This is a genomic window from Spirosoma horti (assembly GCF_054776595.1).
Map to the genome: position 1 here is coordinate 523319 of NZ_BAAHBQ010000006.1, position 23751 is coordinate 547069.

At 53.1% G+C, this 23751-nt stretch carries 25 protein-coding genes; 5 read left to right on the forward strand and 20 right to left on the reverse strand.

Translation table 11 applies throughout. The features are described from left to right. Position 1: 1 nt before the first annotated feature. From ACYVAM_RS20825 to ACYVAM_RS20835, 3 genes are read right to left on the reverse strand one after another with little or no spacing between them, the layout of a single operon-like run. A complete protein-coding gene (locus tag ACYVAM_RS20825) occupies positions 2-1720 on the reverse strand; it encodes a hypothetical protein (protein WP_461070565.1) in 1719 nt (572 codons plus the stop codon). 3 nt (positions 1721-1723) lie between these two features. Next, a complete protein-coding gene (locus ACYVAM_RS20830) occupies positions 1724-4750 on the reverse strand; it encodes a hypothetical protein (protein WP_461070567.1) in 3027 nt (1008 codons plus the stop codon). A 3-nt stretch (positions 4751-4753) separates the two neighbouring features. Continuing rightward, entirely contained in the window at positions 4754-8488 is a 3735-nt protein-coding gene (locus tag ACYVAM_RS20835; protein WP_461070569.1) for a tape measure protein, read from the reverse strand. A 239-nt stretch (positions 8489-8727) separates the two neighbouring features. Between ACYVAM_RS20835 and ACYVAM_RS20840 the strand changes: the two genes are divergently transcribed. Next, positions 8728-9003 (forward strand): type II toxin-antitoxin system Phd/YefM family antitoxin, encoded by a 276-nt coding sequence (locus tag ACYVAM_RS20840; RefSeq protein WP_461070571.1) that lies wholly within the window; start codon positions 8728-8730, stop codon positions 9001-9003. A gap of 66 nt (positions 9004-9069) precedes the next feature. After that, complete coding sequence (locus tag ACYVAM_RS20845) at positions 9070-9363, forward strand: type II toxin-antitoxin system RelE family toxin (RefSeq protein WP_461070573.1); 294 nt, start codon at positions 9070-9072, stop codon at positions 9361-9363. An 88-nt stretch (positions 9364-9451) separates the two neighbouring features. Here ACYVAM_RS20845 and ACYVAM_RS20850 read toward each other — a convergent pair whose 3' ends face one another. Beyond that, on the reverse strand, positions 9452-10003 hold the full coding sequence (locus ACYVAM_RS20850; protein WP_461070575.1) for a hypothetical protein: 552 nt from the start codon (positions 10001-10003) through the stop codon (positions 9452-9454). A gap of 575 nt (positions 10004-10578) precedes the next feature. Between ACYVAM_RS20850 and ACYVAM_RS20855 the strand changes: the two genes are divergently transcribed. The 3 genes from ACYVAM_RS20855 to ACYVAM_RS20865 all read left to right on the forward strand — a co-directional run bounded on the left by ACYVAM_RS20855 (position 10579) and on the right by ACYVAM_RS20865 (position 12372). Continuing rightward, positions 10579-11016 (forward strand): hypothetical protein, encoded by a 438-nt coding sequence (locus ACYVAM_RS20855; RefSeq protein WP_461070577.1) that lies wholly within the window; start codon positions 10579-10581, stop codon positions 11014-11016. 742 nt (positions 11017-11758) lie between these two features. After that, positions 11759-12067, forward strand: coding sequence for a hypothetical protein (locus ACYVAM_RS20860; RefSeq protein WP_461070579.1), 309 nt, complete (start codon positions 11759-11761; stop codon positions 12065-12067). Between the two features lie 17 nt (positions 12068-12084). Beyond that, on the forward strand, positions 12085-12372 hold the full coding sequence (locus ACYVAM_RS20865) for a hypothetical protein (protein WP_461070581.1): 288 nt from the start codon (positions 12085-12087) through the stop codon (positions 12370-12372). A gap of 32 nt (positions 12373-12404) precedes the next feature. Here the strand turns inward: ACYVAM_RS20865 and ACYVAM_RS20870 are convergent, their stop codons facing one another. The 16 genes from ACYVAM_RS20870 to ACYVAM_RS20945 all read right to left on the reverse strand — a co-directional run bounded on the left by ACYVAM_RS20870 (position 12405) and on the right by ACYVAM_RS20945 (position 23729). Then, entirely contained in the window at positions 12405-13175 is a 771-nt protein-coding gene (locus ACYVAM_RS20870; protein WP_461070583.1) for a hypothetical protein, read from the reverse strand. Then, positions 13156-13473, reverse strand: a complete 318-nt coding sequence (locus ACYVAM_RS20875; protein ID WP_461070585.1) for a hypothetical protein — start codon at positions 13471-13473, stop codon at positions 13156-13158. Before ACYVAM_RS20875 ends, ACYVAM_RS20870 begins: the two co-directional genes overlap by 20 nt. A 50-nt stretch (positions 13474-13523) precedes the next feature. Beyond that, on the reverse strand, positions 13524-13949 hold the full coding sequence (locus tag ACYVAM_RS20880; protein WP_461070587.1) for a hypothetical protein: 426 nt from the start codon (positions 13947-13949) through the stop codon (positions 13524-13526). Next, on the reverse strand, positions 13943-14266 hold the full coding sequence (locus ACYVAM_RS20885; protein ID WP_461070589.1) for a LytR/AlgR family response regulator transcription factor: 324 nt from the start codon (positions 14264-14266) through the stop codon (positions 13943-13945). Before ACYVAM_RS20885 ends, ACYVAM_RS20880 begins: the two co-directional genes overlap by 7 nt. Next, a complete protein-coding gene (locus ACYVAM_RS20890) occupies positions 14263-14835 on the reverse strand; it encodes a hypothetical protein (protein ID WP_461070591.1) in 573 nt (190 codons plus the stop codon). The genes ACYVAM_RS20885 and ACYVAM_RS20890 overlap by 4 nt, the downstream gene beginning before the upstream one ends. Next, positions 14822-15010, reverse strand: coding sequence for a hypothetical protein (locus tag ACYVAM_RS20895; RefSeq protein WP_461070593.1), 189 nt, complete (start codon positions 15008-15010; stop codon positions 14822-14824). The genes ACYVAM_RS20890 and ACYVAM_RS20895 overlap by 14 nt, the downstream gene beginning before the upstream one ends. Further along, the gene (locus ACYVAM_RS20900; RefSeq protein ID WP_461070595.1) at positions 15007-15438 is read right to left on the reverse strand and encodes a hypothetical protein; all 432 of its coding nucleotides are present in this window, start codon (positions 15436-15438) and stop codon (positions 15007-15009) included. Before ACYVAM_RS20900 ends, ACYVAM_RS20895 begins: the two co-directional genes overlap by 4 nt. Further along, positions 15438-16496: a hypothetical protein gene (locus ACYVAM_RS20905; protein WP_461070597.1), complete on the reverse strand. Its 1059-nt coding sequence runs from the start codon at positions 16494-16496 to the stop codon at positions 15438-15440. Before ACYVAM_RS20905 ends, ACYVAM_RS20900 begins: the two co-directional genes overlap by 1 nt. A gap of 83 nt (positions 16497-16579) precedes the next feature. Continuing rightward, complete coding sequence (locus ACYVAM_RS20910) at positions 16580-16930, reverse strand: hypothetical protein (RefSeq protein WP_461070599.1); 351 nt, start codon at positions 16928-16930, stop codon at positions 16580-16582. A gap of 97 nt (positions 16931-17027) precedes the next feature. Beyond that, positions 17028-18062 (reverse strand): hypothetical protein, encoded by a 1035-nt coding sequence (locus ACYVAM_RS20915; protein ID WP_461070601.1) that lies wholly within the window; start codon positions 18060-18062, stop codon positions 17028-17030. Positions 18063-18165: 103 nt separating this feature from the next. After that, the gene (locus tag ACYVAM_RS20920) at positions 18166-19038 is read right to left on the reverse strand and encodes a hypothetical protein (protein WP_461070603.1); all 873 of its coding nucleotides are present in this window, start codon (positions 19036-19038) and stop codon (positions 18166-18168) included. A gap of 46 nt (positions 19039-19084) precedes the next feature. Then, positions 19085-19711, reverse strand: coding sequence for a hypothetical protein (locus ACYVAM_RS20925; RefSeq protein WP_461070605.1), 627 nt, complete (start codon positions 19709-19711; stop codon positions 19085-19087). Beyond that, complete coding sequence (locus ACYVAM_RS20930) at positions 19641-21428, reverse strand: hypothetical protein (protein WP_461070607.1); 1788 nt, start codon at positions 21426-21428, stop codon at positions 19641-19643. Before ACYVAM_RS20930 ends, ACYVAM_RS20925 begins: the two co-directional genes overlap by 71 nt. After that, positions 21352-21597 carry a hypothetical protein gene (locus tag ACYVAM_RS20935; RefSeq protein ID WP_461070609.1) on the reverse strand — a complete coding sequence of 82 codons (246 nt, stop codon included), beginning with the start codon at positions 21595-21597 and terminating at the stop codon, positions 21352-21354. Before ACYVAM_RS20935 ends, ACYVAM_RS20930 begins: the two co-directional genes overlap by 77 nt. 4 nt (positions 21598-21601) lie before the next feature. Next, on the reverse strand, positions 21602-22252 hold the full coding sequence (locus ACYVAM_RS20940) for a hypothetical protein (RefSeq protein ID WP_461070611.1): 651 nt from the start codon (positions 22250-22252) through the stop codon (positions 21602-21604). Positions 22253-22463: 211 nt separating this feature from the next. Then, positions 22464-23729: a PBSX family phage terminase large subunit gene (locus tag ACYVAM_RS20945; RefSeq protein ID WP_461070613.1), complete on the reverse strand. Its 1266-nt coding sequence runs from the start codon at positions 23727-23729 to the stop codon at positions 22464-22466. Positions 23730-23751 lie beyond the last annotated feature (22 nt).

Consider the following 23751-nt stretch of genomic DNA (forward strand, 5'->3'; position numbering starts at 1 on the left):
CTTAGTTAGCGATAAGGGGAATTGTCTCCCGGCTCGTGACAATGCCACATTGGGAGGTTTGGATAAGTACGTAAGAGCCATTATTGCCGCCCTGTGGTGCGACCAGATTAAAGCCCCAGAATCCAGCCTCAACGGGCCAGCGGTAGAATGTGCCGTCTGTGATATGTTCGGGTCGATCGTCGCCGTAAAGCGTGTCGCCGATGTTGAGCGCGTTGGTTGTAGCCCGGCACGAGTCAAACTGTGACTTTGAGTTGGCTATTCCGATGTTAGCGAGTGCCTCGGCCCGACTGGCAAATGGTCTCACGGTGTAAGACAGTCCGCCCATTGGAACCGCGTTATCGGAATACTCGTAAATGATGACAATCGGTAGGGCGGTAATCTGCTCCTCGGTTAAAGCGAAATAGTTATTGCAGGGATTAATCGGACGATTGACCGTTAATAACCAATCGTCGTTCGTTGCCAGTCCGAACGAGTTGACGCCCTTGTTGCGAATGACAAAGGCCGTATTCGCAAAAGAGCCCGCGATTTTAAGCCCGCGCGTCGCCGGATCGTAGGTAAGGCCGAGCGGCAAGGGTAGTTCCGTGTTGGCTCCGCCGTCGTATTTTTTCGGAATGATCGTAATACTGTCGTTCGGGTTATCCGTGGCGAATTCGCCCGCGACAAGAGTAATGGTCTGATCGCCCGGCGTGGTAATCAGTACGTCCGGTTGCGCGTTGACAACCCTCGGCGCTGTGTTGGCGACGGCTCCGCATGTGATTGTATTTAGCGCCCCTGTATCGCTGGTCGCTTCGGTCGAGCTTGTGCCCCCAAATACGCGCCACGTATGCGGCTTGCCGTCGTTGAACCGGGCGGGTTTGGGGAAGGTAAACCCAAAGGTGACGGCCGTTGTCGGGTGATTCTGTGCGACCAGGGCGTCGCGAACATCGGGCCGCGATACGTTGGCCGTTATCGTGCCGACGATCGTACCGTCAACCTCGATACGAACCGACGCGGGCGTCGATAGGTCGGTCAGGTTGGCGACCCAACCGCGCAACTCGCCATACGAGCCATTTATTCCGCATACATTGGCGTCGAGTCGAAGCATGTAAACTGGAATTGTATCGACCGTATCGGCGACGAGTGAGTATAGGTCGTCGATTGATACGACCGTGAGGCTCGGCTGAATCGCGCAACTGAGCGCCATTTCGCAAAACTTGGCTTTCGTTCGGGGAGAGGAAGAATTGTAAAGGGCGAACAGAAACGCGTCTATTTCGGCGGTGGTCGAACCGGCGAGCAGACTCGCTAGCGTTACTTTGGCGCTGCCGGGCTTGATGGTCAGTTCGCCCTCGTTCAGTTCGATAATGAGCGATTGCCCGTTTGTGGCGTCCGACAAATCAAAACGCGGAATACCCAGCGACAGAATCAGCTGGAGCGTTTTTAAAGCCGTCATGGCCTTACTGTCGTCCTCGGCCTTGATGGCCTCCGGATTGGTCACAATCTGGACACGTCCCGACTGCTCCTCGCTGGCTAAAGGCACGTCGGTCGAGTTTAGGGCCTCCTCGCGGGTGTAGAATTTCTCAGTCAGGTCGACCGGAATTTCGTCGCCCCCTTCGGTGGTCAGCGTAAAACCGGTATCGGTCGCGGATCCGGAGACGATCAAGAGGTCGGCGTTGGCGTTAACCACCTCTTTGACCGTCCGGATGATGTTTTGATCGGGGATTTTTTGCGGGCTTTGGGCCATTGGCTATAGCGGGTCAACGTCGATAAATCGACATAATTCGATTCGTCGTCTGGTCCGCTCGTCGGCCGCTTGAGCCTGTTCGAGTGTCCATCCGGCGAACTGTCCGCAATCCAGCCCTGAAGTCGTGTCTCCTAAATCTAACGCCGTTTGGCGGAGTTCAAAAATGGCCTTCTCGTCATCGCGGCTATACTCTACGCTACTGAGAAACCCCGCGACCCGGATGCCACTTTCGTTTAACAGGCTTATATAGCCGTAGTTGGCGTTGACCGGATCGCCATTGTCGTCGGTTTCGGGCGGTAACTGTCCGGTATGGCCAAGGCGGAGTCGCTGGGTTTGCTGGTGAGAGAGCCTGACCGAAAACTTAATGAGTCTGGGCAGGTAGAGTAAGTCGTCGATCAACTCGTCCACCGCGACAGGTGCCGACTCGGAGACCCGGCCCGCTTTGCCGCAACTGTCTCCCGGAGGCAAGACCGTGACAACCGATTTGTTGTTGGGAATCTTGGTCTTGTTTACCGCTGCGTACAGATCGTCGGTCGAAATGCTGCCAAACGAGATATTGACGGCATTACCCGAGCCGGGCGTTAGTTGCTCCTTGACAAAAAAGGCCCACGGTTGATAATCGGGAGCAGCCACAGCCAGCACGGTAAACGTACCCACGTTAGTGGTGTCGCCACTGATCTGTACCGTCATACCAGCCGCCAGCCAGGGTACGTAAATATTCGTTATTACCTCATTGAAAAACGCGACTTGCGCGAAACCAACGCCGATGAGCCCCGTTTCGGTCAGCGGCTGTTTGTTGATAGCGTTAAACTTGTCCTTGTTGATCAGACACCCGGCCCAAACCGGCGCATTCTGCAGGAGCATCCGGCCCGGCGAAAGTCTCAGGTTGAGCGTATCGCCCGGCGACACCAGACCCGTAACGGTGTCGAAGTCGGCCCCGGTTTCGGGCTGAAGTGACAAGCCGCCAGCGGCCGGAGCAATCCCGGCGACCATGACTGTCTCATCGACGATGTCCTCGGCGACGTAAAACGTCCATGGTCGTTTAGATGCGTCCGAAATGAAGGTGACCCGGTAGGTACCCGAATTCTGGACAGAGCCGGATATGGTTATACTCTGGCCAACCGTCAGCCACGAAATCACGGTGGGCACTTCCACGATGGAATAGAGAAAGCCCCGGACAAAAGTCACGATACCCGAATAGGCAGGTATGGGCTTACACTGTACGATGAACGCCTTTTCGTCGAAGCTGGTCGAATCCTTTGGCGTGTCGGTAAACTGCTCCCTGCGCGTTTGTTCGATAGCCAGCGAGGAGGCAATGAGTTTACTGGTAAGGGGCTTCTTTGCGCTTTCGTGCCGAATGGGTGTCGTCACCTGGTGGGTGGTAAACATCTCTTCCAGCGAGCCCGCGCCGTCCTCGGCCCATTGCTGGTAACCGACCTCCACGGTGCTATAAATCTCGCTGGCAATCGTCTCCTCTTTGTAGTCGGACACCTCATCAAGCCTCAGCAGTTCGACGGGCCGGTAAAACTCCTGTACGGGCTCCATCCGAACGATTTCTACCGGTGTGCCGGTATCGTCCAGTTCGTAGCCAAACGCGACACCCATGCAGTCAATGACCGACAGGCTCTCGACCGTGTCCTGCATGGAAATGGTCAGGGGCCGCTCCAGTGGCTTAAACTGCCGGATGGCAAACCCATTGAGCAGTACCCGGCGCGCTCCGCATCCATCGACCGGATACCGATCTGACGCCAACCCGTAGTAGTTTGAGCGAAACCGGTCGGTTTTGCCGGTAATGACCGTAAGCGCCTGATTGAGCGCATCGCCAACGGGCAGACAACGGGCCGACGTGGCTGAGTTGGTGGATTTGCCGGAAACGGTAATGCGGGTGGTAGTGACCTTGAGTCGAACCGCCGTTTGCTGCAACTCGTTTTTGTTGTGGGTAAACGAGAGAAATCCGTACAGAAACAGCTTGTCACCGGGCTTGGTGTCAATGTCGAGACTGAGTTTGCCCGCCGATACGATCAGCACGTCCGCTTCCCGATAGTCTCCGCGTGGCGGGCGTTTGCCCTGGCCTTCAGCCTGGGGTGTCGTTATATCCCAATCCTGTTTGCTGCCATCGGCGCGTACCAGCGTCAACCGCGTATTTTGCTGGTAACCCGTTACTTTGGCGGCTCCAATGCTGACCGTGCGCTTTTTGACACTGAAACCCAGTTGATAGCCGACCTCAACCGTCACGGTGCGAATGCCGCTCGATTTGAATTTGAACAGCCACTCGTCGTTCACCATTGGTCCGTCCGACTCGGAGAGGCCCATCGGCCGACCACCCGCAAACTCCTCGATCTCGGATACCTGGGGCTGGCTCGTGTCAAACTGTACCCACAGATGCCCGTTGGTGTCACCCTGAAACGATTGCTCCACACTTTTGCCGCCCGTCACGTTACAGGTAAACCGCTCGTCGAGCGACTGAGCGGTCAACGGAATACTCTGAAACGTGGGCGGTGTGATCTGGGCACCGTCGAGGGTGCGGCTCGTCGAGAGATTAACGGCCGTCTCCCAGCGGGCCAGTACCCGGCTTTGCAGGGTGTTTCGTTCCAGCGCCCCCGTCACCCGCCGTTGTGACGTTTTGCGCGTCGACAGGTTGAGCCGGCCTTCGTATTCGATCACCTCGAAGCCGTCCACGCCGACGCCAGCCGGGCCGGGTATAGCAGGCACGACGATACCAGCCTGAAACAGTAAATCGGCGTCCTCGCCCTCTGCGCGAAAAATCGACTCTACGAAGTCGCGACCCGAAAAGTTATTGAATTCGAGGGCAGTTTCGGAGGTCGTATATTCGTGATTGACCCCGTGCATGTCGCCCCGCTTGAGGGTAAATTTTGCCGACGACCAGCCGATCGGTTCCTCTTCCAGATCAAACGGAGTTCGGGTGCCATCGGTCGCAATGTGGACGAGTCGGCAAAACGGCGCGAAGTCGGAATACACCCCGGGCAACACAAACGAGCGGCCCCAGTTGTCGAAAATTGTCTCAGTCATAACTTACAGGCGGGTTTGCTTGTCGCGGTATTCAGTGTAGGAGTTCTTCTGCCGCATGCCGCGCCGGATGCTTTCCCAGTCGGTCCGCTCCTCGTGGACCGGCCGCTCGTCGAGGGCTTTGCCAAACGCGTCGTAAACGTCCTTTTTGGAGAGCGACGAGGCCGAACTACCGGCAAGCTGGTGAATGATCACCTGCTCGTTGAGTCGGCCCTGTTGCAGACGGCTTGCGGCCGATGAATAGTTCTTGGCCTCATCGAGCAGGTTGGCGGTTTCAGAAGCTGTATAGATCCTGTCGCCGGGCCGGGTGTTGATGATGGTCGGCCGGGTGAGTAACTGACTGTAGCCCTCCCGGTCGACGAATAGCTCGGCACCGGCTTCGCCCGCCAGGGCCGGACCCGAGTAATTATCCGTGGCGAGTTTACCGTCTTTGTAGGCAGGCAGAGGTTTGGCCAGAATGGCCGCACTCTGGGCAATACCGGCCGCGATGACAAAGGCGGACAGGATACCCGCCGAAATACCAAAGTCAGCATACCGGGTGCCGCCCCCGGTTGACAGAACCGACGCGACGCCCATCGCCGTGTTAATGGCCACGCTGAAAAGCGCCTGTTCGCGCTCGGTAATGGCCTGCTTACGGGCCAGTTCGGCTTTCCGTTTGTTGTACTGCTCGTCGATCCGTTGTTTGGCATCGGCATTGTCGCCAGCCAGCTTCAGTTCGTTTTCGTGCTGTTTGTCGAGGGCCTGGGATTCTCGCTCGGTGTTGCTCGAAATAATGCTGAACGTCGCGTCGCCTAAGGTGCCCGCCAGCTGGAGCGACATTTGCATTAGCTCCTCGTTTTTTCTTTTGAGCTTATCGGCGTTGTCGAATTTGTGTTTTTTAGTCGCGTCGTCAACGTCTTTCTCATTCTGCCCGACTGCTTTATCCAGCGCCTTTTTATCCTCGGCGTCTTTGATCTGACGGGCTTTCTCCAGATCCGCGATTGACCTCTTAGCAGCCTCCCGTTCGGTCAGCGAATTACTTTCGTCGGCGGCAAACTGAATGAGTTTGTTTCGCTCGGCATTATACAGATCGTCAGTGATCTGCTGCTCTTTTGCCGAGGCTCCCTTGATGGCCGTCATTCGGGCGCTGAGGTGTTCGAGTTCCAAGGCGTACAGTTTGGCCTCTCCTTCCGGCCGCTTCATTTTGCCCGACTTAACATCAACTTCAATGGCTATTGCCTTTTTTCGGTAGAAGCTGTCCAGATCCTGCAACTGCTCGTCAAGTTCGTTGGCCGCATCGACACTGACCTGACGAAGTGCGCTTTTGACTTCGGCAACTTCTTTAGCCCAGGCGGCTTTTTGGGCGACCAGCCGTTTTCTGTGGTAATCGGCGTCCTCATCCAGTAGTGCCTGATTGGTTTTGTTCGTCAATTCGCTGTTTTCCTGCCCGGCTTCCTTTAGAATGGCTTTTTCCTGCTCAAACCCGGCTTTGATGATGTTATGACGCTGTTCGATATACGACAGATCGTTCGTGCCCCCCTCGAAGTCAGACGGATCGAGCGCCGAAACCTTCGAATCCGTGTTGCTTTTGTTGGTCTTCAGATCCAGTTGCAACTGAGCCCGGTTGTACTCGGTATCGGCTTTCTGCTTTTCCTTCAAAACGTTGATGTAATCGTCGGTCTCTTTCTGGCCCGCTTTTTCGAGTAGCTTTTGCCGCTCCAGTAGACCGGCCTGGGTAATCTGCTGACGCTTTTCGATAAACGTCTGCTCGTCGATCAGCCCGTTTTGTTTGTCGTCGGACAGATCCGCCAGCTTGCTATCGGTACCGGCTTTGGATTTTGACAGACTATCGGCAAGGGCTTTTCGGGCCGCGGCATCGGCTTTTCGCTGCTCGGCCGTCCGTTTTTTCTCCTCGGCCTCCGCTTTGGCTTTATCGGCGTCGGCTTTCTCTTTTACTTTGGCCGCTTCGATCCGGGCGTCGGCTGTGGCCTGGTCTTTGCTGACTTTAGTCAGAAAGGCGTAGCGGGCATTGGCTTTGACGAGTTCGCGTTCGAGGTTGGCTTTGATGGCGTCGTTACCATCGGTTGAGGCATCGTTTTTGGCCGCACTGAGTTGGTTTTGCAGGTCGATTTTCTTGTTGAAAGCAGCCCCGGTCTGTTTCTGACGCTCGGCCAGAGGTAAAGCCCGGAATTTCTTCTCATCGGCTGCGGCCCGGTCCTCCATTGCCCGAATACCGGCCGCTGCGGACGAGGCCAGGCCCGCCCCACCCGTCAGGTATTGCATGAATAAACCCCACTCGTCGGATTTGACCAGCGTTCGAAGATCCTTAAACACGCCAGCAATGCCGGTCGCAATAGTCCCGAAAAACGTGCCGACCTTTTTGTTTTCGTTGAACGACGCAATGAATAACTGAGCCTCGTTGGTGAGCCGGTTCCAACCCGCCGTCATGGTATTGATTTTACCCTGTGCGTCGCCCCCGTAGATTTTGTCGAGTTCTTTGGCAAATTGCGGTAACACGTCGACGGCGAGCAGTTGGCCTTTCTGCATCATCTTGTCGAGTTCGCGTTCGGAAACGCCCGTCGCGGCTGCCATGAGCTTCATAGCGCCCGGTAACCGCTCGCCTAGTTGCTGACGGAGTTCCTCGGCCTGAATGTGGCCCTTACTAATCATCTGCGTCAGAGCGAGCAGGGTTCCAGATACCTCCTCGTTGCTCAGTTGCAGGCGAGCGCCGGCCTCCGCCACAGCGTGGAAAATATGCTCGGTTGCCTCCCCTTCCAGCGAGGTATCTTTGGTTGCGGCCTTGAGGAGTTTAAACGATTTGACCAGCCCGTCGTAACGGACACCCAGTTCGTCCGACGTGTTGATGAGAAACTGTTGAGAGCGGTTAAAGTCGTCCGTATCACGACTCACGGCCCGGAGTCCCGCATCGAGCCGCTCCATGTCGGCAATGATGCCCACACCCGCGACGATGGCATCGAAGGCCGACGAAACGCCGAGCAGACTCGCCGAGGCCATCAGTGCCTGAGAACCGATGCCTTTCAGGGCCGCGCCATAATTGCCCACACTACGGCCGTGCTGGCCCATTGTGGCGTCAGCGGTTTTTAGGGCGGCATCGTTTTTCTGGATGATGGCCAGCATCTCCATTGCCGCTTTGTTGTTGCGGTTGATGGCCCCCGTTTCTTCGTCGAATGCCCCGGGCATCTGCCGGAGCGTTTGGCGTAGGTCGTTGGTTTGTTTGCTGAGTTTGGCATAGGAGCCCTCGGCCGCATCGGTCGCCCGCTTGGCATCGCGCAATACCTGATTCTGAGCGTTCAAAACGGACGAAACGGCCCGGACCTTATCGCCGATTTCCTTCTGACGGGCGGCAAAGTCGGCCTGCTCCGGATTCAGGGCTTTGTATTCTTTCTCCAGTCCATTAATCAGCTTTGTAAGCTGCACAATGGAGAAACCAGAGGCCGACTGAGCCTCATCCATTTGTTTGAGCAGCGTCCGGTATTTCTCGGCTGACTTGCCGAGTTTGTCCAGTTCCTCGTCGTAGGAGCGAAACTTATCAGCGGCCGTTTTGGCGTTGGCCGTGCTGACGGCGTTAATCGACTGGATAATCTGGGTTAACTGGGCCTGGGTACCGTCGTAAGCCGTCCGCATGCGGGCCGCTGAGGCTTCGGTCGACTGGGCGAGCGAAAGGGCTGCAGCAGCCGTTTCTGCCAGTTGCTCCCTGTATCGGTCAAACGGAAATAAATCGGAGTCTTTTAATAGGGCCATCGGGCATTATCCGGTTTCGGTAATGCAGTGGCCGTGCGGGATGTGTCGGGTATGAAGATACGAAAAGCCAAGCTTTAGTATATAACAAGCCTTCGAATGAGCTTGTATAACATATTCTTGCCAACAAAGTACAATTCTGTACAGTATTGTACTTTGTTAAATTTGTTTACCTAGTCAATATTATATACATTTGTCACACCTTTACGCTAATAATAATTCACTGTATAATCATCCTTTTTATGACGATCAACACTTTAAACCCAGCACGAGCATCCCTGCCGTTACAGGACGCACGTAAAAACCTCTCCGATATTATCGGAAAGGCTCTCTTTGCAAACGAACCAACAATTATAACCCGTTCGGGTAAGAATGCAGCCGTAGTTATCTCGTTTGAAGACTACGAACGTTTCCGTGAACTTGAAGATAAGTATGACGGAGAATTAGCAACACAACGTCTAGCTGAGGGTAATAAACGCTACTCACTAGACGAAGCGAAGGCCGCTTTGGGCCTTTAGCCACTGGGCCGGTATAGTATTAGATACTATCCGGCTCATTTACTTTAAAAAAAACTGCACTAAAGCATGCTACAGGGCCCAAAAAAGTACACCGTACAGTTCGACGAAGCCGCGCTTCGTGACATTAAGAAGCTACCGCACAAAGCGAAGGCTCAGATTATTGAGACAGCCGAAGGGCTATCCGAAACCCCACGACCCGAGGGCGTGGAGTTCTTGACCAAGTTTAAAGGCTTCTATCGCGTTCGTTCTGGAAACTATCGCCTGGTATATGCCATTCAAGATGACAATACGTTAGTCATCATAGCCGCCGTAGGTGATCGCAAAGACATCTACAAGAAATTGGAACAACGACTTACTTAGTTTATAGATTCGACCATGCTGCAATTCTTACCGAACAAAAAACGCCCGACCAGTTAAGGTTGGGCGTTTTGTTTTTACGTTTTCCCTATTACTTGTTGTAAACGTCCTTTGGCTGACAACTGACGCTAGCTATTTTATACTCGCCCGTTGATTCTTCGGTTGCCATTAAATGATCGTTGACGTAGATATAAGCAGTAACCTTACCGCCGTAATCGCTGTTCTGAGCACTCAAGTGTACGTACTGATCCCCCCTTATCGAAAGTGTTTTTGACCAGGAGACAGACGTAACTTCATCCTCATCAGAGCCGCCCGTCGCGTTGGTGTACGTTGCACTGCATTTGGGACAGATAACCTCGTATTTGACCGAATAAAGTTTACTGGCATTCTCTAATTCGGCCGCTTCGTTGTCGGCCCTTATGGCTTCATCCTGGTAGATTGCATAAAGCAGGAATAGGCCAATAAGTAAGGCGATGCTGCTAAAAATCTTGTTACCATCCCGTACAAAACCAATAATCGTAAAGGCCGCTAGGGCAATCAAAACCATTGATAACATAAAACGAGGGGTGTTAAAGGCGATGATCGCCGTCACGATAGCAATGATGCCAAATGTGCTTGAGTTTTTGGGTGCGGTTTGATTCATTGTGTGTGTTTTTCATCAAAGAAAAGTAAACATAGTGTCTACTTAAAATTTATTCACTAAACGCACAAGAGGCTTACATGGCTAAAAAAGGCGCAGAACACTTTGCTTAACTTTTCTGGTTTAGATCGTAAATCAAGCCAAATAGTTATTAAAAGGCATGATTTCATTAACTTTAATTACATTAATTTGTACATTAATTTACCACACCAGAACATATTATTATGAAAAAGCTAGGATTATTCCTTAGTTTGATTGCTTTGCTTAGTTGTGGAGGAGGTGGAGACCCTTCCCCTTCAGGTTCCAGTAGCTCCAAGTGCGGATGCTCAAAGTACAATAAATCAGAATGTAACGGGCATATCTCCTGTTACTGGACAGTCGGTAAAGGATGCGGCTGCTAATGAAAGCAAACCACTTGTTTTTGTTGGCTTTATTTGTTTTCAGCCTGTCCGGATGTAGGGTCAATCGCTACTACTACGTAGCTGAAGAACCAATCGCCCTATACGAATTTCCTTCATTTACTGGAAGTCCTGTTTTAACTGCCTCAATTGGTGATACCGTTTCCACTACCGGGGCAAATGGCATTAAACTGGGCGGTAGCGTACCTGTTGAATACGCTGGCTACCGTTTCTATGCTCCATCGGCAAGAGCTAGGTTTCTGCGGGTTGCTAAAGTTAGGCCAAAGCGTGACGCTGCTGTTCCAGGTATCGCCTATACCGCCAGGCTTCGCTACAACAGAACGAGTGAAACCTCTGCTGTCCCTAGTAACTACGGTTATACGCCTTCTACGGGGGCAACTATCCACACAGGCCCACGAGGAGGGCGATATTACATCAATAGCCACGGGAACAAAACCTACGTTCCCAGAAACAGTAGCAGTTCAAGTCGAACTCGAAGTAGTTACCGATCATCTAGCTCACGTTCTCGCTATCGTAGTAGTGGAGGAAGGGGAAGGCATTGATAACTGTATTCACCTTGGCGTTAGGCTCAATAGTCAGACTAATTCACAACTTTGATTATGGTTACTTATTTGTATAACTCAAGCGGAAGCTGGATAGCGTTTAAAATAGGGAATTACCTGTATAGCACTAGCGCAAGTTGGATTGGATGGTTTCCCTGGGGGGATGAACACGCTGTAACTAAAAGCGGGGTTTACTTAGGTTCAATATTTGATAGCGATCGCTTTTATAAGCTAATTAGTTTTCCGTATCGCGGCTACCCTGGCTATCCCGGTTACCCTGGCTATCCCGGTTACCCTGGCTATCCCGGCTACCCTGGCTTTGCGGGATATTCACCCAAGCCTTCAGGGGTCCGAGATTTTACAGCCGAAGACCTTAAAGGCTTAGGCTGATAGCTATATATAAATATATTGTAACCGTCCATTCAAAAAGCCCGGCATCTATCGGGCTTTTTGAATCCAATGCCGCCAGGCAGAAGCAACGGAGGAGTTGGGGCGGCAGGATGCAGCTAAGTGGCGTTTCCTTTATTTTGGCAACGTTTTTGCACGAATTAACAGTAAAGTCCTCGGTACTACCACTTAATAGATATAGTGGCAAACGTTTTCAAGCGTTTGTAAATGATTACAAACTTTACCGTACTTTGCAACGTTATCCAAATGTATATCAAATGGTAGCCGTCTACCGTTCATGTACTAGTTCTTTGTAAATCAATGTGTCTATCTAACTTTTCATTGTGATGAACGTCGTGTCAATTGAAATTACGCGTACCGATCACAGGCTTACTTCCGTTAACGTCATTATGCCCACCTGGAACAGGGTCGGCAGTGATCAGAAGATTTACGCCAACATTCCTTTTTTAAAACTGGAAGCATACGGTACCGATGAGCAAGATGTGGAGGTCGCCATTAAGGAGGCTTTAACTTGCTTTTGCCTGGCCTCAGAAGAATTCGGACTTGGGCTTGAGGCAGATTTAGAGTATTTGGGCTGGACTAAGGTTGAGCCAACTGACCAAGGACATTCAGTATTGCAAGCTAAATCAGATAATAGGGCTTTTGATGCCGTTCTTGAAACAGGCGACAAGAGAGCTTTAAGTGTAGTTATGGCATAAGTTTTAAGCCCATTCGAATGACGGACGATTTCTATCCCACAGTTGATTTAGAATTTTTGTATTCTTTAATTAAAGACAATCCTAAAATTGAGGGCCAAACTAAAGCTGGAGACACAATTGCATATATTTTGAAAGGCAAACGATCAGTTACAGAGCGAATCTTTGTCATAAGAGCGACAAAAGATAGTTGTGTTGATTATGAATTTGCTACAGGTATTGCAATCCGCTTAGGCTGTATCAGTCCGTTATTAGAATGGCTTGAAGTAAATAGGAATTGGAAAGACGGAGGTTACTTCGTCACATAAAATAACAAGCCCGGTTAATCGCCGGGCTTTTTTTATGACCTGTGCAGAGTCGAGTAATTTTCGTCGGAGACTGCAAACTCCCCCGTCGTCAATACGTCGCCCTCGTTACTGTTGGCTTTGTACGCCTGAGCAAACGCGTAAAGCTGGCCATTGATCAGCAGCGTGTCGTGCTCCATCATCGAAACAATGGCCCGGTGTCCGTTACGGTCGTATTCGGGCGTCTGAAACGTGACGATCTGCCGAGGCTCTGAGTACAAATGCCGGGTTTTGCCCGTCGTCGCGCTCCGATAGGTCTGTTTGTTGATTTCGGGCTCTTCGTTTTTAACAGCGAGCCGTATTCTGAATTGCTGGTAAAAATCATCGGGTAAATACCGATACCGAAAATTCTGGAGCCGGTCGTTATTGCGAAACCGGACAACCGCCGTTCGGTCAGCGGCATTTGCGGCCGTACTGAGCCAAAGGTATTGACTCGTCAAATTACCCAGCGTCAGGCGGGCGAATCCCTCAACTACTGCCGGCACCGTAAACGAGCCGTACAGATGCGAGCCGCCCGGAAAGTCAATCGTCGAGAGACTTTGTGCGACGACGTGCGAGCCGCCCTTTTCATCGAGCAGGGCAATTGCTCCGGCCGGAGCCGAGTTGTCGGTTGCATTCAAATAAAATGAGATCGTTTCGCCCGGCACCAGCCACACGACGGGCGACAGGACTTCCGGCTCCCGTACAAAGGGACGAGGCAGGCTCGGTACAAACTGATTTTCTCCAGCTGGGTACCAGATCAGGAAATTACTGTCGTTTAGGGGCATGGGGCGTCGGGGTTGGTTTTTGAGCTTCGTACTTTTCTTCCAGATGATCGAGCCAGGTGTAAAACTTAAAAACGGTGAGCGAATCCGGGTTCGGACAGCCACACTCGGCGAGAACCGTCAGGAGTCGTTCAAAGCCGGTTTCCATTTGCGTCAGAACGTGGTTATTGCCCCGAAAACAGGCGGGCTTGTGCTGACCGACGAGCAGCGCAAAGGCCAGATCGTAGGCGGCTTTGGTTTCGTCTCCCGGATTCTTATAAACGTTTGCCTTGGCCAGCAAATACCGGCGTAACTGCTCCATCTGATTCCGGACGCCCGATGTTTTGTCGAATCGCCCGGGGAAATACCGCTTCAGTTCATCAGTGACTTTTTTTTTACGTCATCGAGCAAGTCTTCGATTAGCTGTTGGGTAAGGCCCAGTTTCGACCACTCCTCGATTTTAGCGACTAAACTGTCCTCGCTGTAGTCGGTCATTACGACGCCGTTGACGCTATGCAGCCGACACGCCCAGTCGAGCTGTCCGGCCTGAAAATTCTGCTTCGTCAGGGCCCGAGCTAATCGGTAGTTAGCCATTTGCTCGCTGAATTCGGCCAGCTTGCCGGTCATCGCAAAGTTTTCGGCCTGGGTGAGCATGGCGATTTGCTCGGCTTCATTTTGTCCCAGTTCGGCGCTTATTACTTCGTATTGCCGGGCAAGCTGGTAGGCGCTCGCTGGCAGATCCTTGATCGAGTCGTATAAAACGACGGTGAGTGAGGGCGAAATGATGCGAGTTAACATAGCTGGCTGGAAATCAGATTAACCCGTCTCCGGGAAACGGGCAACGTGCGACCGCCGGAGAGAAAAACACAGGCGTCGCGATAATTATCAAGAGAAACACCTGTAACGTGTCTCGGATTGACGAGCGTCGCTTTATGGATACGAACGAAGTCGGTTAACTGGTCTTCCATCACCTTCAGGCAATGCGGAACGAGTACCGGACTACGGTCCACAAAATGAATCAGCGAATAATTGCCGTCGCCGGTCAGATACTCGATGCGCGAAACGGCAACCCGGCAACGTGACTTGTTTTCGATAAACGTGATGGTCTCGGTCATGGCAACGGATTGGTTTCGATGGTCATCATTGTCAGCTGGAGCGAAAAACAGGCGTAGGGCCATCGGTCGTACTTGCGGTCCATATCGGAGACGACAAAAGGCTTAAATACCTCCGTGATTGACCCATCGGCATAGTCACCCGTCGCGATCACACAGCGAACCGTTTGCAGAACCCGTTTTAGCTCGATCTTAATCGGCTCCGGAAATCCGCTGTTATCGTCATAGCCGGGCAGTTTGGCTAGATTGACCCAGCCGTACAGGGTGACAGCACGTCTCGCCCGGTTGATGTGGTTTTGCGAGTGGCCGAAGGGAGCCGCCTGATTGTACTCGTTTTTCTCTGAATCTTTCGAGGCAAAGAAAATAACCGACTTGTAGAGATCACTCGGCCGACAGTCCAGATACTCGCCGTTGCCGACGTGGACCATCGGTTTAGGCTGTGGTCGATCATGACCAGCGAGCTTTTCGGCATGCAGGGCGACCCGGCCCTGTACGATGTCCGTCCAGGTGAGTTTGACCAGCTTGTCTCGAACCCGGTTAAGGGCTTCGGTTAACGTTCTAGGCTCGTTCATGGGCTTCGTCAGGAATTAGTGAGTCGCTTTCAGGATCGTAGTGGTACGAGAAAACCTTCGACTCCTGGCCGATATGAACAGTTATTTCGATCGCGTCGGTTTTGCCCGTTTCTTCGTAGGCCGTACGGGCTTGATTAAGAGCGATAATCTTTTGGGTTGCGTGGTCGGCGATCATAAGAGTGCTTGTTTAAACTTGTCCTGCAAGGTTGGCCGCATGCGGTTTTCTAACTCTTCCCGATTGGCGACCGTTAGTCCGAATATACCGTCGCCCGAACGCTTAATCAAAAACGGCGCCTTTGGGTCAGTACTCGAAATCTCGGTACCGCCCGTCGTTCGCTTGGCAAATGTACCCGCGTAGAAACTACCCTTTTGCTTAAAATCGACGTGGTCGGTTTGCAGACCCTGTTTCTTTCGGGCTTTGATCGTGCCGGGCTTATAAAACGGTTTGATGTCGTCGCCTTCCGACGTCTTGCCCGCTTCGAGCTGCGACAGGTTCAGTTCGACGATGTCGTCGTCGTGTTCGTCGATGGTTTCGGCGACGAGTTGCTCAATGTTGACCCGATAGAACGGAGCCATGAAGAATTCGACTATTTCAGCGACCATCAGATACTACCCCACGTTATGTCATCCGATTCGTTGACATCAATCGCGGCCGAGGCTTCGGCCTGCATTCCTTTGACCAGCGACGCGATGGCCCGCTCGTACAGGATTGGCACGCGATTAGCATTTTCCTTGTCTGTGAGCGAAAACAAGGCGCCCTGTATGGCATCCTCAGCGTCGCCCCGTTTGCGCGTCGTGTAGGCGATCTTTTCCAGAAACGACATAGCCATCTGCTGACGAAGGGCAGGCAGTAACCGGGCTGGATTGTCGACCAGCCGTCCGGACACATCCCCCTCGGCCGATACGACCAGGTTTAGCCCATAGTTGGTGTCGCTGGTGATTGTGGTGCCGGCATCACTTACTACCACTGAACTAACTGAAACGTAGCTACTGGAGCAACCGTTTTGACAGCTCTGACAGTTTGATTTAGGCTTTGGCCAACTCGTTAGCGTGTTTTTAGCCGAGTTACCCACGCCCAGACTCGTTTCGCTGTACGTCAGCAAATAGCTGTAGCCGGTCCGTAGCTGTAGACCCAGATCCTGCCATTGACCAGGTGTCGTTATTACGATGGTTTTAGCCTCACCCGTTTCGATGCAGGCCAGCGAAAGACTAAAGCCCTGGGCAAAGGAGCCCGTAAACTGCAACCGGTCAAGCGAGACGGTCACGTCCGTACGTAAAGGCTCTAACAGGAGCCCGACAACCCGGCCCAGTGGCACGATCATCGTCGGAGCGGACAAGATACCCTTAAACAAGACCGAAGGGCTCAACAGGCGGGCGTTTAGGCCCACTTCGGCGAGCCGGGTGTCGAGGGTTGTCAGCAGTGCCCGGATGGCGTCGTCGCGGGTCTGGGTCAGGTAGTCGTCGAAACTCTTAAGCCGCTGCGGAGCCGTCGCGAAAAGGGTCGGTAACTGCAGGAGTTCGTGACACTGGTCTACGGTAATGCCGGTTGAGGTTTTCTTGAGATCGGCGCCGATGTCGTTGCCCTCCTCACCGGGTTCTAATTCATTAGCCCGAAAACCGATCATCGGCCGGAGTTTTTCGAGTAGTTGGTTTGTCAGCATGGAATTGTGTGTTAAGAAAAAAGCCTGCCAGCGTCGGCGGGCAGGCTTTTTAAAGCAACAGTATGATAATTGGCAACAGTAGACTAGTAAGGCGTCGACTTTAGCGATAGGATCTTAAGCGAATCACTATTGGCGACGCCGACAATTCGGATGCCCGCAACCGGCCCTCGCCACACGGCCCGCTGCGAATGGCCGTCGATGATCGCGGCTGTGCCCCCGGTAAATCCTTTGGTATTGATAAACACCGTGCCTTTTTTGTAGACGTAGGCTACTTTGTTGATCGAGTCCTGAACCTCGATGGCGTTGGTCGTGTAAACGATCTTATTGGCCGAGGGTAAGAGCGTACCGGATTGCGCCTGGGCGCTGTTTGCGGTCGCTACCAATGTTGCAAAGAGAATTGCAAATGAAAATGCAAAGGCTTTTAATGCTTTCACTTGAGAGATATTTAGATAGGTGAACTTAGTAGTGAGCTTAGTAGAACCCTAGTAGTGCCTGCCGAAACATAATTGAATCAGCAGGCACTATTAACAGTTACACCGCGTCAGCCAGAATTTTAACGATTGGCGACTTACCAGCCTCCGACGAGTAGGCTTTCACTGGAGCCACGTCAACAGCCAACTGCCACGAATCCGTGTAAGCGCGTTCCAGGCCGGGCAGGATAGCCGATTTATCCTGACCACCGCCGAGGTAGCGGAAACCAAACGTCAGGCTGAACTGCTCACCGCCGAGCGCCGTAAATTCGAGCGTCATCGTGTCGTAAAACTCGCCACCGTCGTACGAGCCGCGACCGCCTGGTTTGCGGCAATCGTATTCGACCCAGTCCACCATCGCCACCGAGCCGGTCGGAATGGCGTAGTAAGCCTCTTTCGAGCCGCCTGGGTTGATGTTAGGCGAGTAACCGAACTCATAGTTATTAATGAGTTTTTGCAGGTTCTGCTGGTTTGCCTGACCGTAGGTTGACACGTTCGTCAGGTTGGCCAGAGCCTCCACGTTAGACAGCATGTGGTAAGGCCCCTGTAACATCAATTTCCGCATAACAGCGGGCAAATTGATCCACAAATCCTTCTGGGTCGTCTGGTAGGCACCGCCTGAAATGCCCATCAGGGATGAGGCTGGCAGGGCCGAGTATTTACCAAGTTCGGTAAACGTGGTAAAGTCAGCGTCCATTGCCAGCAACACGTCACGGATGCCCTGCTCCAACTGGTTAGCCAGATCGGCCGAGGCCGAGATGTAGTTGTCAGCGTTGATAGCCTCCGTTACACCCACGTCGAACCGATACGTTTTCCAGTTCAAACCGACTTTCGCCGAGGTCGAACCCATCGGCACGTGTGTCAGCGAGCGGGTATCGTAGATTGTCGTCTGCTGACGGTTCAGCACGGCGATGTTTTGCGTCCGGCGCGCGGAGGCCCGGTTTTTCTTGATCGTCGCGGCATCGATCAGATTCTCGCCGTACTTGGTAAATGCGCCGACAACCCCTAAATCGGGGCGACGCTTCTCAAACTGTTGAAATCTGTCCGTTGCCATTAAAACGGCATTTTCGAGGACGGTTCCGGCTATTGCGGCCATAATGGTAATTCAGTGAAAATTGTGAGAGGATGTGCCTTGCTGTGCGTCTCTCTGTTTCACTATAGCCCGCTAGCCGTCTTTAACCAGCGGGCAAATTCTTTTACTACTGTTTGACGTATCCGTCGTCGGTTTTTACGTAACCAGCGGCTATATGCGCCTTTTCGTAGGCTTCTTTCCACTTGGCGGTACCTACGCCGAGACCCTTTTCGGCGAGCTTCGTGCGGATCTCTTCGGTTGTTGCGCCGAGGTAATCTGCACCGCCTTGATGCTGGTCGTCGTCACCTGACCCGGCACCGCCTGCCGAGCGACCGTCCGGCACTAACTTAGTGGCAAAGTCGCGGGCGAAAATGGCTTCGGCCGTCATTGGCTCGCCCCCTTCGGTCTGCGCTTCACCTTTTTTGTTGGTATACACGAACCGGCCTTTGTCGTCAATCGTCGTCGTGTAGCGAGCGTTAAAGATGTCGGTCGCGTCTTCGATCTCCCGTTTCTGGTAAGCCGTTTTCTCGTCGTCCTTCTTAACGTGGCTCGGAACGGCAAACTTTAACTTGTTGACCGCTCCCTTGATTTCGCCGTCGATTTTGACTCTGGCCAGTTCCTTTTTCTCGCTTTTACGCTCTTCCTTGAGATCGTCCAGTTCTTTTTTCAAGCCTTTGTACAAGGGCGACTCTGTGTCATCAGCGTTTTCCATGTACTTAATTTTGGCCGATAACTCATCGAACCACTCCAGTCCCTTTTTACCCTCCGGCCGTTTCTGACCCGTCACTTTTTCAAGTTTCGTTTCCCAGGCCGTGTGCCCGTCCTTGATGGCTTTATCAATGGCGGTCTGCGTGGTTTTCTGATAGTCGTCCATTGTGGTGACGACCATCTTTTTACCATCGGTCAGGTGCTTGGTAAAATCGCCTTCGTGTTTCTCATAAATCTCATTTATGAGTTCGGGTGTCTCGGCCAAACCGGCCTGAAATTCTTCGTACGTCATTGCCTTACTGTGTGCGTTAGTTTACCGGAAACTACAAACCCGATTGCTATTCAGCAACCGAGTCGGTCTGACCGGGCTTGTGCCACACCTCAACCGAGATGCCTTCGCGGGCAAAACCGGGTTTCTTTGGGTCGCCGTGATTGAGCCTATCAAAGTCCTCCTGACTGTAGATCGCAATCTCGTTCAGGTTACGGGCAGGTACCGTAATTTTGTCGCCCTCCTCGGTTTCCCTTTTGTAAGTCTGCCGAACGACGATGCCGTTCAGGGCTTCCTTTTCCAGCGGGAACTGACGGTCTTTGTCCTTTTTGAGATAGACTTTCTCTTTGAAAGGATTCAGCGTCGTGTCGATGATCGTCGAGGCTTCTTTGGCGACTTTGGCCTCGACCGTCTCGGTCTTTTTGAAGACACCAGCAACGAGTTTGATCACGTCGTCAATCGACATGTCGGGATTATCCTTCCGGATAGCAGCAACCGCCCGCGCGATTCGCGTTTCTTCGCTCTCCCCGTTTGCCGTGGCTTCGGCTTTGGCCGTTTCTTCGGGTGATTTAGCCGTTTCAGTTCCCGAATTGGCATCGGCATTCTGAGCGGCAATGTCAGCGGCTTTATCGGCCGAAATTTCCTTTGCCGCCATCTGGGCTTGGGACTTCTGGGACTTCTCTTCTGGCTTTTCCATCTTGAACGTATTGGTATAAAACTTCGGTGATACTCTGGATTCGGGCAGGTAAAGACAACGCTTTACCAAATGTTTCAAGACCGATGTTCTCGGCCTCAAAGCGGGCAATGTATTGACTGAAATTCGCTTTTAGCTCCCAGGCATCGGAGCCAGCGGGTACGACCATGAGCGGCTGATCCGGATAGGGCTCTAGCATCGACAGCAGTTCGAGCCGCGTGGCCATCGCTTCGTTTGAGCCAGCGAGCAGCTTGTCGATCCGCTGCCGGCGCAAGGCAAGCTGATACATGGGCAGGTTTGCTTTGCGGGCCGCGTCGTAATCGGTAATGGCCTGACCAGGCGATAACAGGTGAAATTCAGTCCCGTAATCGACAGCCAGCGACAGAAACGAGGGGCCGTATCTGAGCGCAAACAGCACGTATAACACTTCGTAGTGTGTCCGCTGGATCTGACCCGCCCAAAAGCCGACAATTGACTTTCTGACTTCCTGCCGGGCGGCTACCTGGTCGGCGTTAACGGCTTCTTTTCCCTGATCGACGTTGTTGACGTCGCCCGTCAGGTACTCCGTGACCCGGGCCTCGATGTCTTCGAGTTTCTCCGTGTTGTAATCGAGCAGCTCACGTTCGGGGTTGATAAAACTGGCTGGGTTGCTCAGATCGGCCGACATATTGTCGACCGGTGCGGGCGTTTCGATGTGCGAACCGGGTCCGATGGGCTTTTTCTTCTCACAAACCGGGCAACGGCCGAGTTTATATGTGTAATTGCCCTCCTCGTCGGGTTCCTTGCTGCGAATCGTTACGTACCCATTGTTACACTGCTCACCGGTTCCCGGCACCTCATAGTTGCAGCGTGTCTTGTAAGAGCGGAAGATCGGCCAGGATGCATACAGGTCGGCGTGTTGCTTGAAGACGGTCCCAACGACCAGATCGTCCAGTTCGCTAAAAATCGCATGCAGGGGCGACTGAATGCGAATCGGTTGGTTTTCGTCTAAGCGATCATGCCACACCCAGCCAGCCGGGCACCGCTGCAAATCGTGGTAGTTGGTGAACTGAATGGCGGGCTGTGTCTCTCCGTCGCGGGTAATGGCTACCCGGTAGGATTCGTCGTCGATGACCGCCCAGCGTTTGGCGACTATCTTGCCCGATTCATCCTTGAGGGGCGCCATCGGATAGATAACCGCCGTAATGTCGCCCCGACGATCCGTAAACAGGTCGTGTAATTTACCCACTTCGCGAAGCAGCAAAACAGGCTCGGCAAACCCTTCGGCGTTGACCTCGGCGGGCAGATCGACAATCCAGACAGCCGCTGAGGCACGTAAACACTGATTAAACAGGTTTTTGGTCAGCCAATCGTCAAATTTGGTGCGGTCCAGAAACTCGGCGGCATCGGCTTTGAGGTTGTCGGAACTGAACTCGAAATCGACGTACTTATCCTCGGCGCCAAAGGCTTTCTGATATTCGTCGGCTCCCTTGTCAATGATGCGTGAGGAGGGCAGTGGGTAGTTGAGCAGCGCACAGAACTTGTCGAACTTCTCCTTATTGTTGAGAATCTTTTCAACCCTGGCCTTTAACACAGCCGCATACGGCCCGGCATCCTCTTCGGAGGTCGCCGGGCCGGTATGGAACCGTTGCCGATCATTATCGTCACTTGCCCTTTTTAACGCCTTCTGGTTTCGGGGCGTTAGTATCGATTGAATCGCTTGGCTGTCCGTGATCGGCATTGTCGGTAGTGGGTTGGGATTCGGCCTCTTCGGCTGGCTCCGTAAAGTCCGTGAACCCGGTTTCTTTCTGGAGTTGTAAAATCCGTTTGGCCTGTTTTTTGGGAAATTCAACCGGCTCCTTGTCTTTACCTCTTAACAGGAGCGTGGTTGCTGCTTCATTAGAATCCATGCTATCAAGCTGGAACGGGGTTTGTGAGAACCGCTCCTTCGAAACCAAGTTGGTAAATAACCTCGTCATCCGCCCAACCGCCTTGCATGTGGAATTCGAAATCGTAGTCATTCGAGGCACCCAAACCGCCTTTTTTCGGGTCGCTGAAAAACACGTTATACACCGGGAAAGGTCGAACCGAACCGCCCGTCGTTAGGGGCGACATCGCCCCCAGACCCGTACCCTCGTAGACGAACAGGGCACCCAGACGCGTACCCTGCTGATAGTTTCCCGACTTACCGGCCAGCTTGCGGAGGGCCTTGATCTGGGTTGGATCGGCGGCTGAGATTTTGCCTTTTGCCGTAGCAAAACCGGTGCTGCGGGTACGGGGAACGCCGTTCACGGTCGTATTGTCGTTACCAGCCTCGGTAATGGGAGCGGTTGGCGGGATGTCGAAACCGTCGATAAACGGCGTGATGCCGTGCGTTTTGGTCGTGTCGGCCAGAAACGTCGTCCACGTCGCGGAGAGCAGAATCGTCGCGGCCGTCATCGAGAAGTCAGCCAGGGCGACGAATATGACTTTGACCACGTTACCCGGCACAATGTCAACACCCGGATTAGGGGCGCCCTGAACGACGGCGGTTTGGTCAGCGGCTGAATACAGTAATTTGGGCATTGCTATAAAGAGAATTTGGTGACGTGCTTAAGAGAGCAGTCGGCCCGAATCGCGGAGAGCGATTTTATAGCTATGTGTGTGCAGTTGGGCGAGTTTGCGGGCTTGTAGAGTGAGAAAGTCGGCGGGCGATGACTGGCCGTCGTTAACCAGTAATCGGACCACCGTTGACACACACTAGCAAGGCAAACTGCGTATTGAAGATAGGGAGCCGCTACGTATGGTCAATAGCGCCACCGCCCCAGGGGTCCGTCAGTTCGGTATAGCGGAGGCCGTCGAGCAGGTGATCGTGTTTGCCGATGGGCTCGGTTGTCGTCTCCTTGTTGGCGTCAAGCTGCCAGCGGTACTCCTGATACTCGTAAGCCAAGTTCTTGCTGTCCTGAGTGTAATACCACTCACACCCCTGCATGGCCTTGATCCCAAAGCGGATACTATCCGCCCCTTTGCGGGCCGCTATGACGTTGAACCCCTTGCTGCGGAGAAACGAAATCGACTTTGGCTCGGCTGAATCGGCGACGATCGGCCGCGAACCAACCCGGAAAGCGCGTAGCCTGCGGACTAATTCCTCGTCGCTGATCCCCGTTTCGTAGATTAACTCTCTGGCGTAGCGTCGTTTGTTGTGGCGCTTTACCTCCGATAAGCCCAGCGGATCGACACCAAACCCAAAATCGAGCGCGTAGTACGAGCCGTAGGGCAGGCTGGCAAACTCGTCGTTGGTGATGGCTTTCCAGCCCCGGTAGATCCGGCCTTTGGCTCCTTCGGAGATAAGCCCACGGACCACTGTCCAGTACCAATCGGGGTCTGATACCCGGTAGCCCTCAAATTTTTCGACAGTACTTTTAGCGACGTATTTGATATTGTCGTGATACGTCGAGAAAATGGAAAGGAAATTGTCCTTTACGTTCGCGTGAGCAATGTAGTAACCGGGTATTCGTGACTCGCGGAGGGTGTAATAGTCCTCAATGATCCAGTGATTTTTCTTTGGCGGGTTAAAAATCAGGAAGACGCGGAGGTCAGTTTTAACGGTCCGTAGCGAGTCGTCAAGCTGGTTAAAGTCGTCGCGGGTCACCTCCTCGGCCTCTTCTAAAAAGATGTGCGTCGCGCCCGCGATGGACTTCATTTTGGCGGTCTGGGCGCCCGATGACTTTTTAAACCCGCGACTCTGGAGCGTGTTGCCGGTGGGCAGGTGAACGATGGACATCTCGTTCGTATTGATCTTATAGTCCTTCCGGTTCAGTAGACCCAGCTCCTCTTTCTCGTCGATGCGGTCCATCATATCCCGCCACAGCGAGACCCGGATGTCGCCCTGTATATACCGCATCAGGTAGCCCCGGAAGTAGTCGGGCTGACTCAGGTAGAACAGCGCGTAGTCGGTCGCGGCAAACGAGCCACCACGCGAGCGGCCGCCCCACAGGTGAATGTAGCGGACGGCCGGAGGCAGCGAGTAAAGCGGTTTATAGATGGGAGAGCAGCGGACCACTCTTTAATTTACCTCCAGCTGC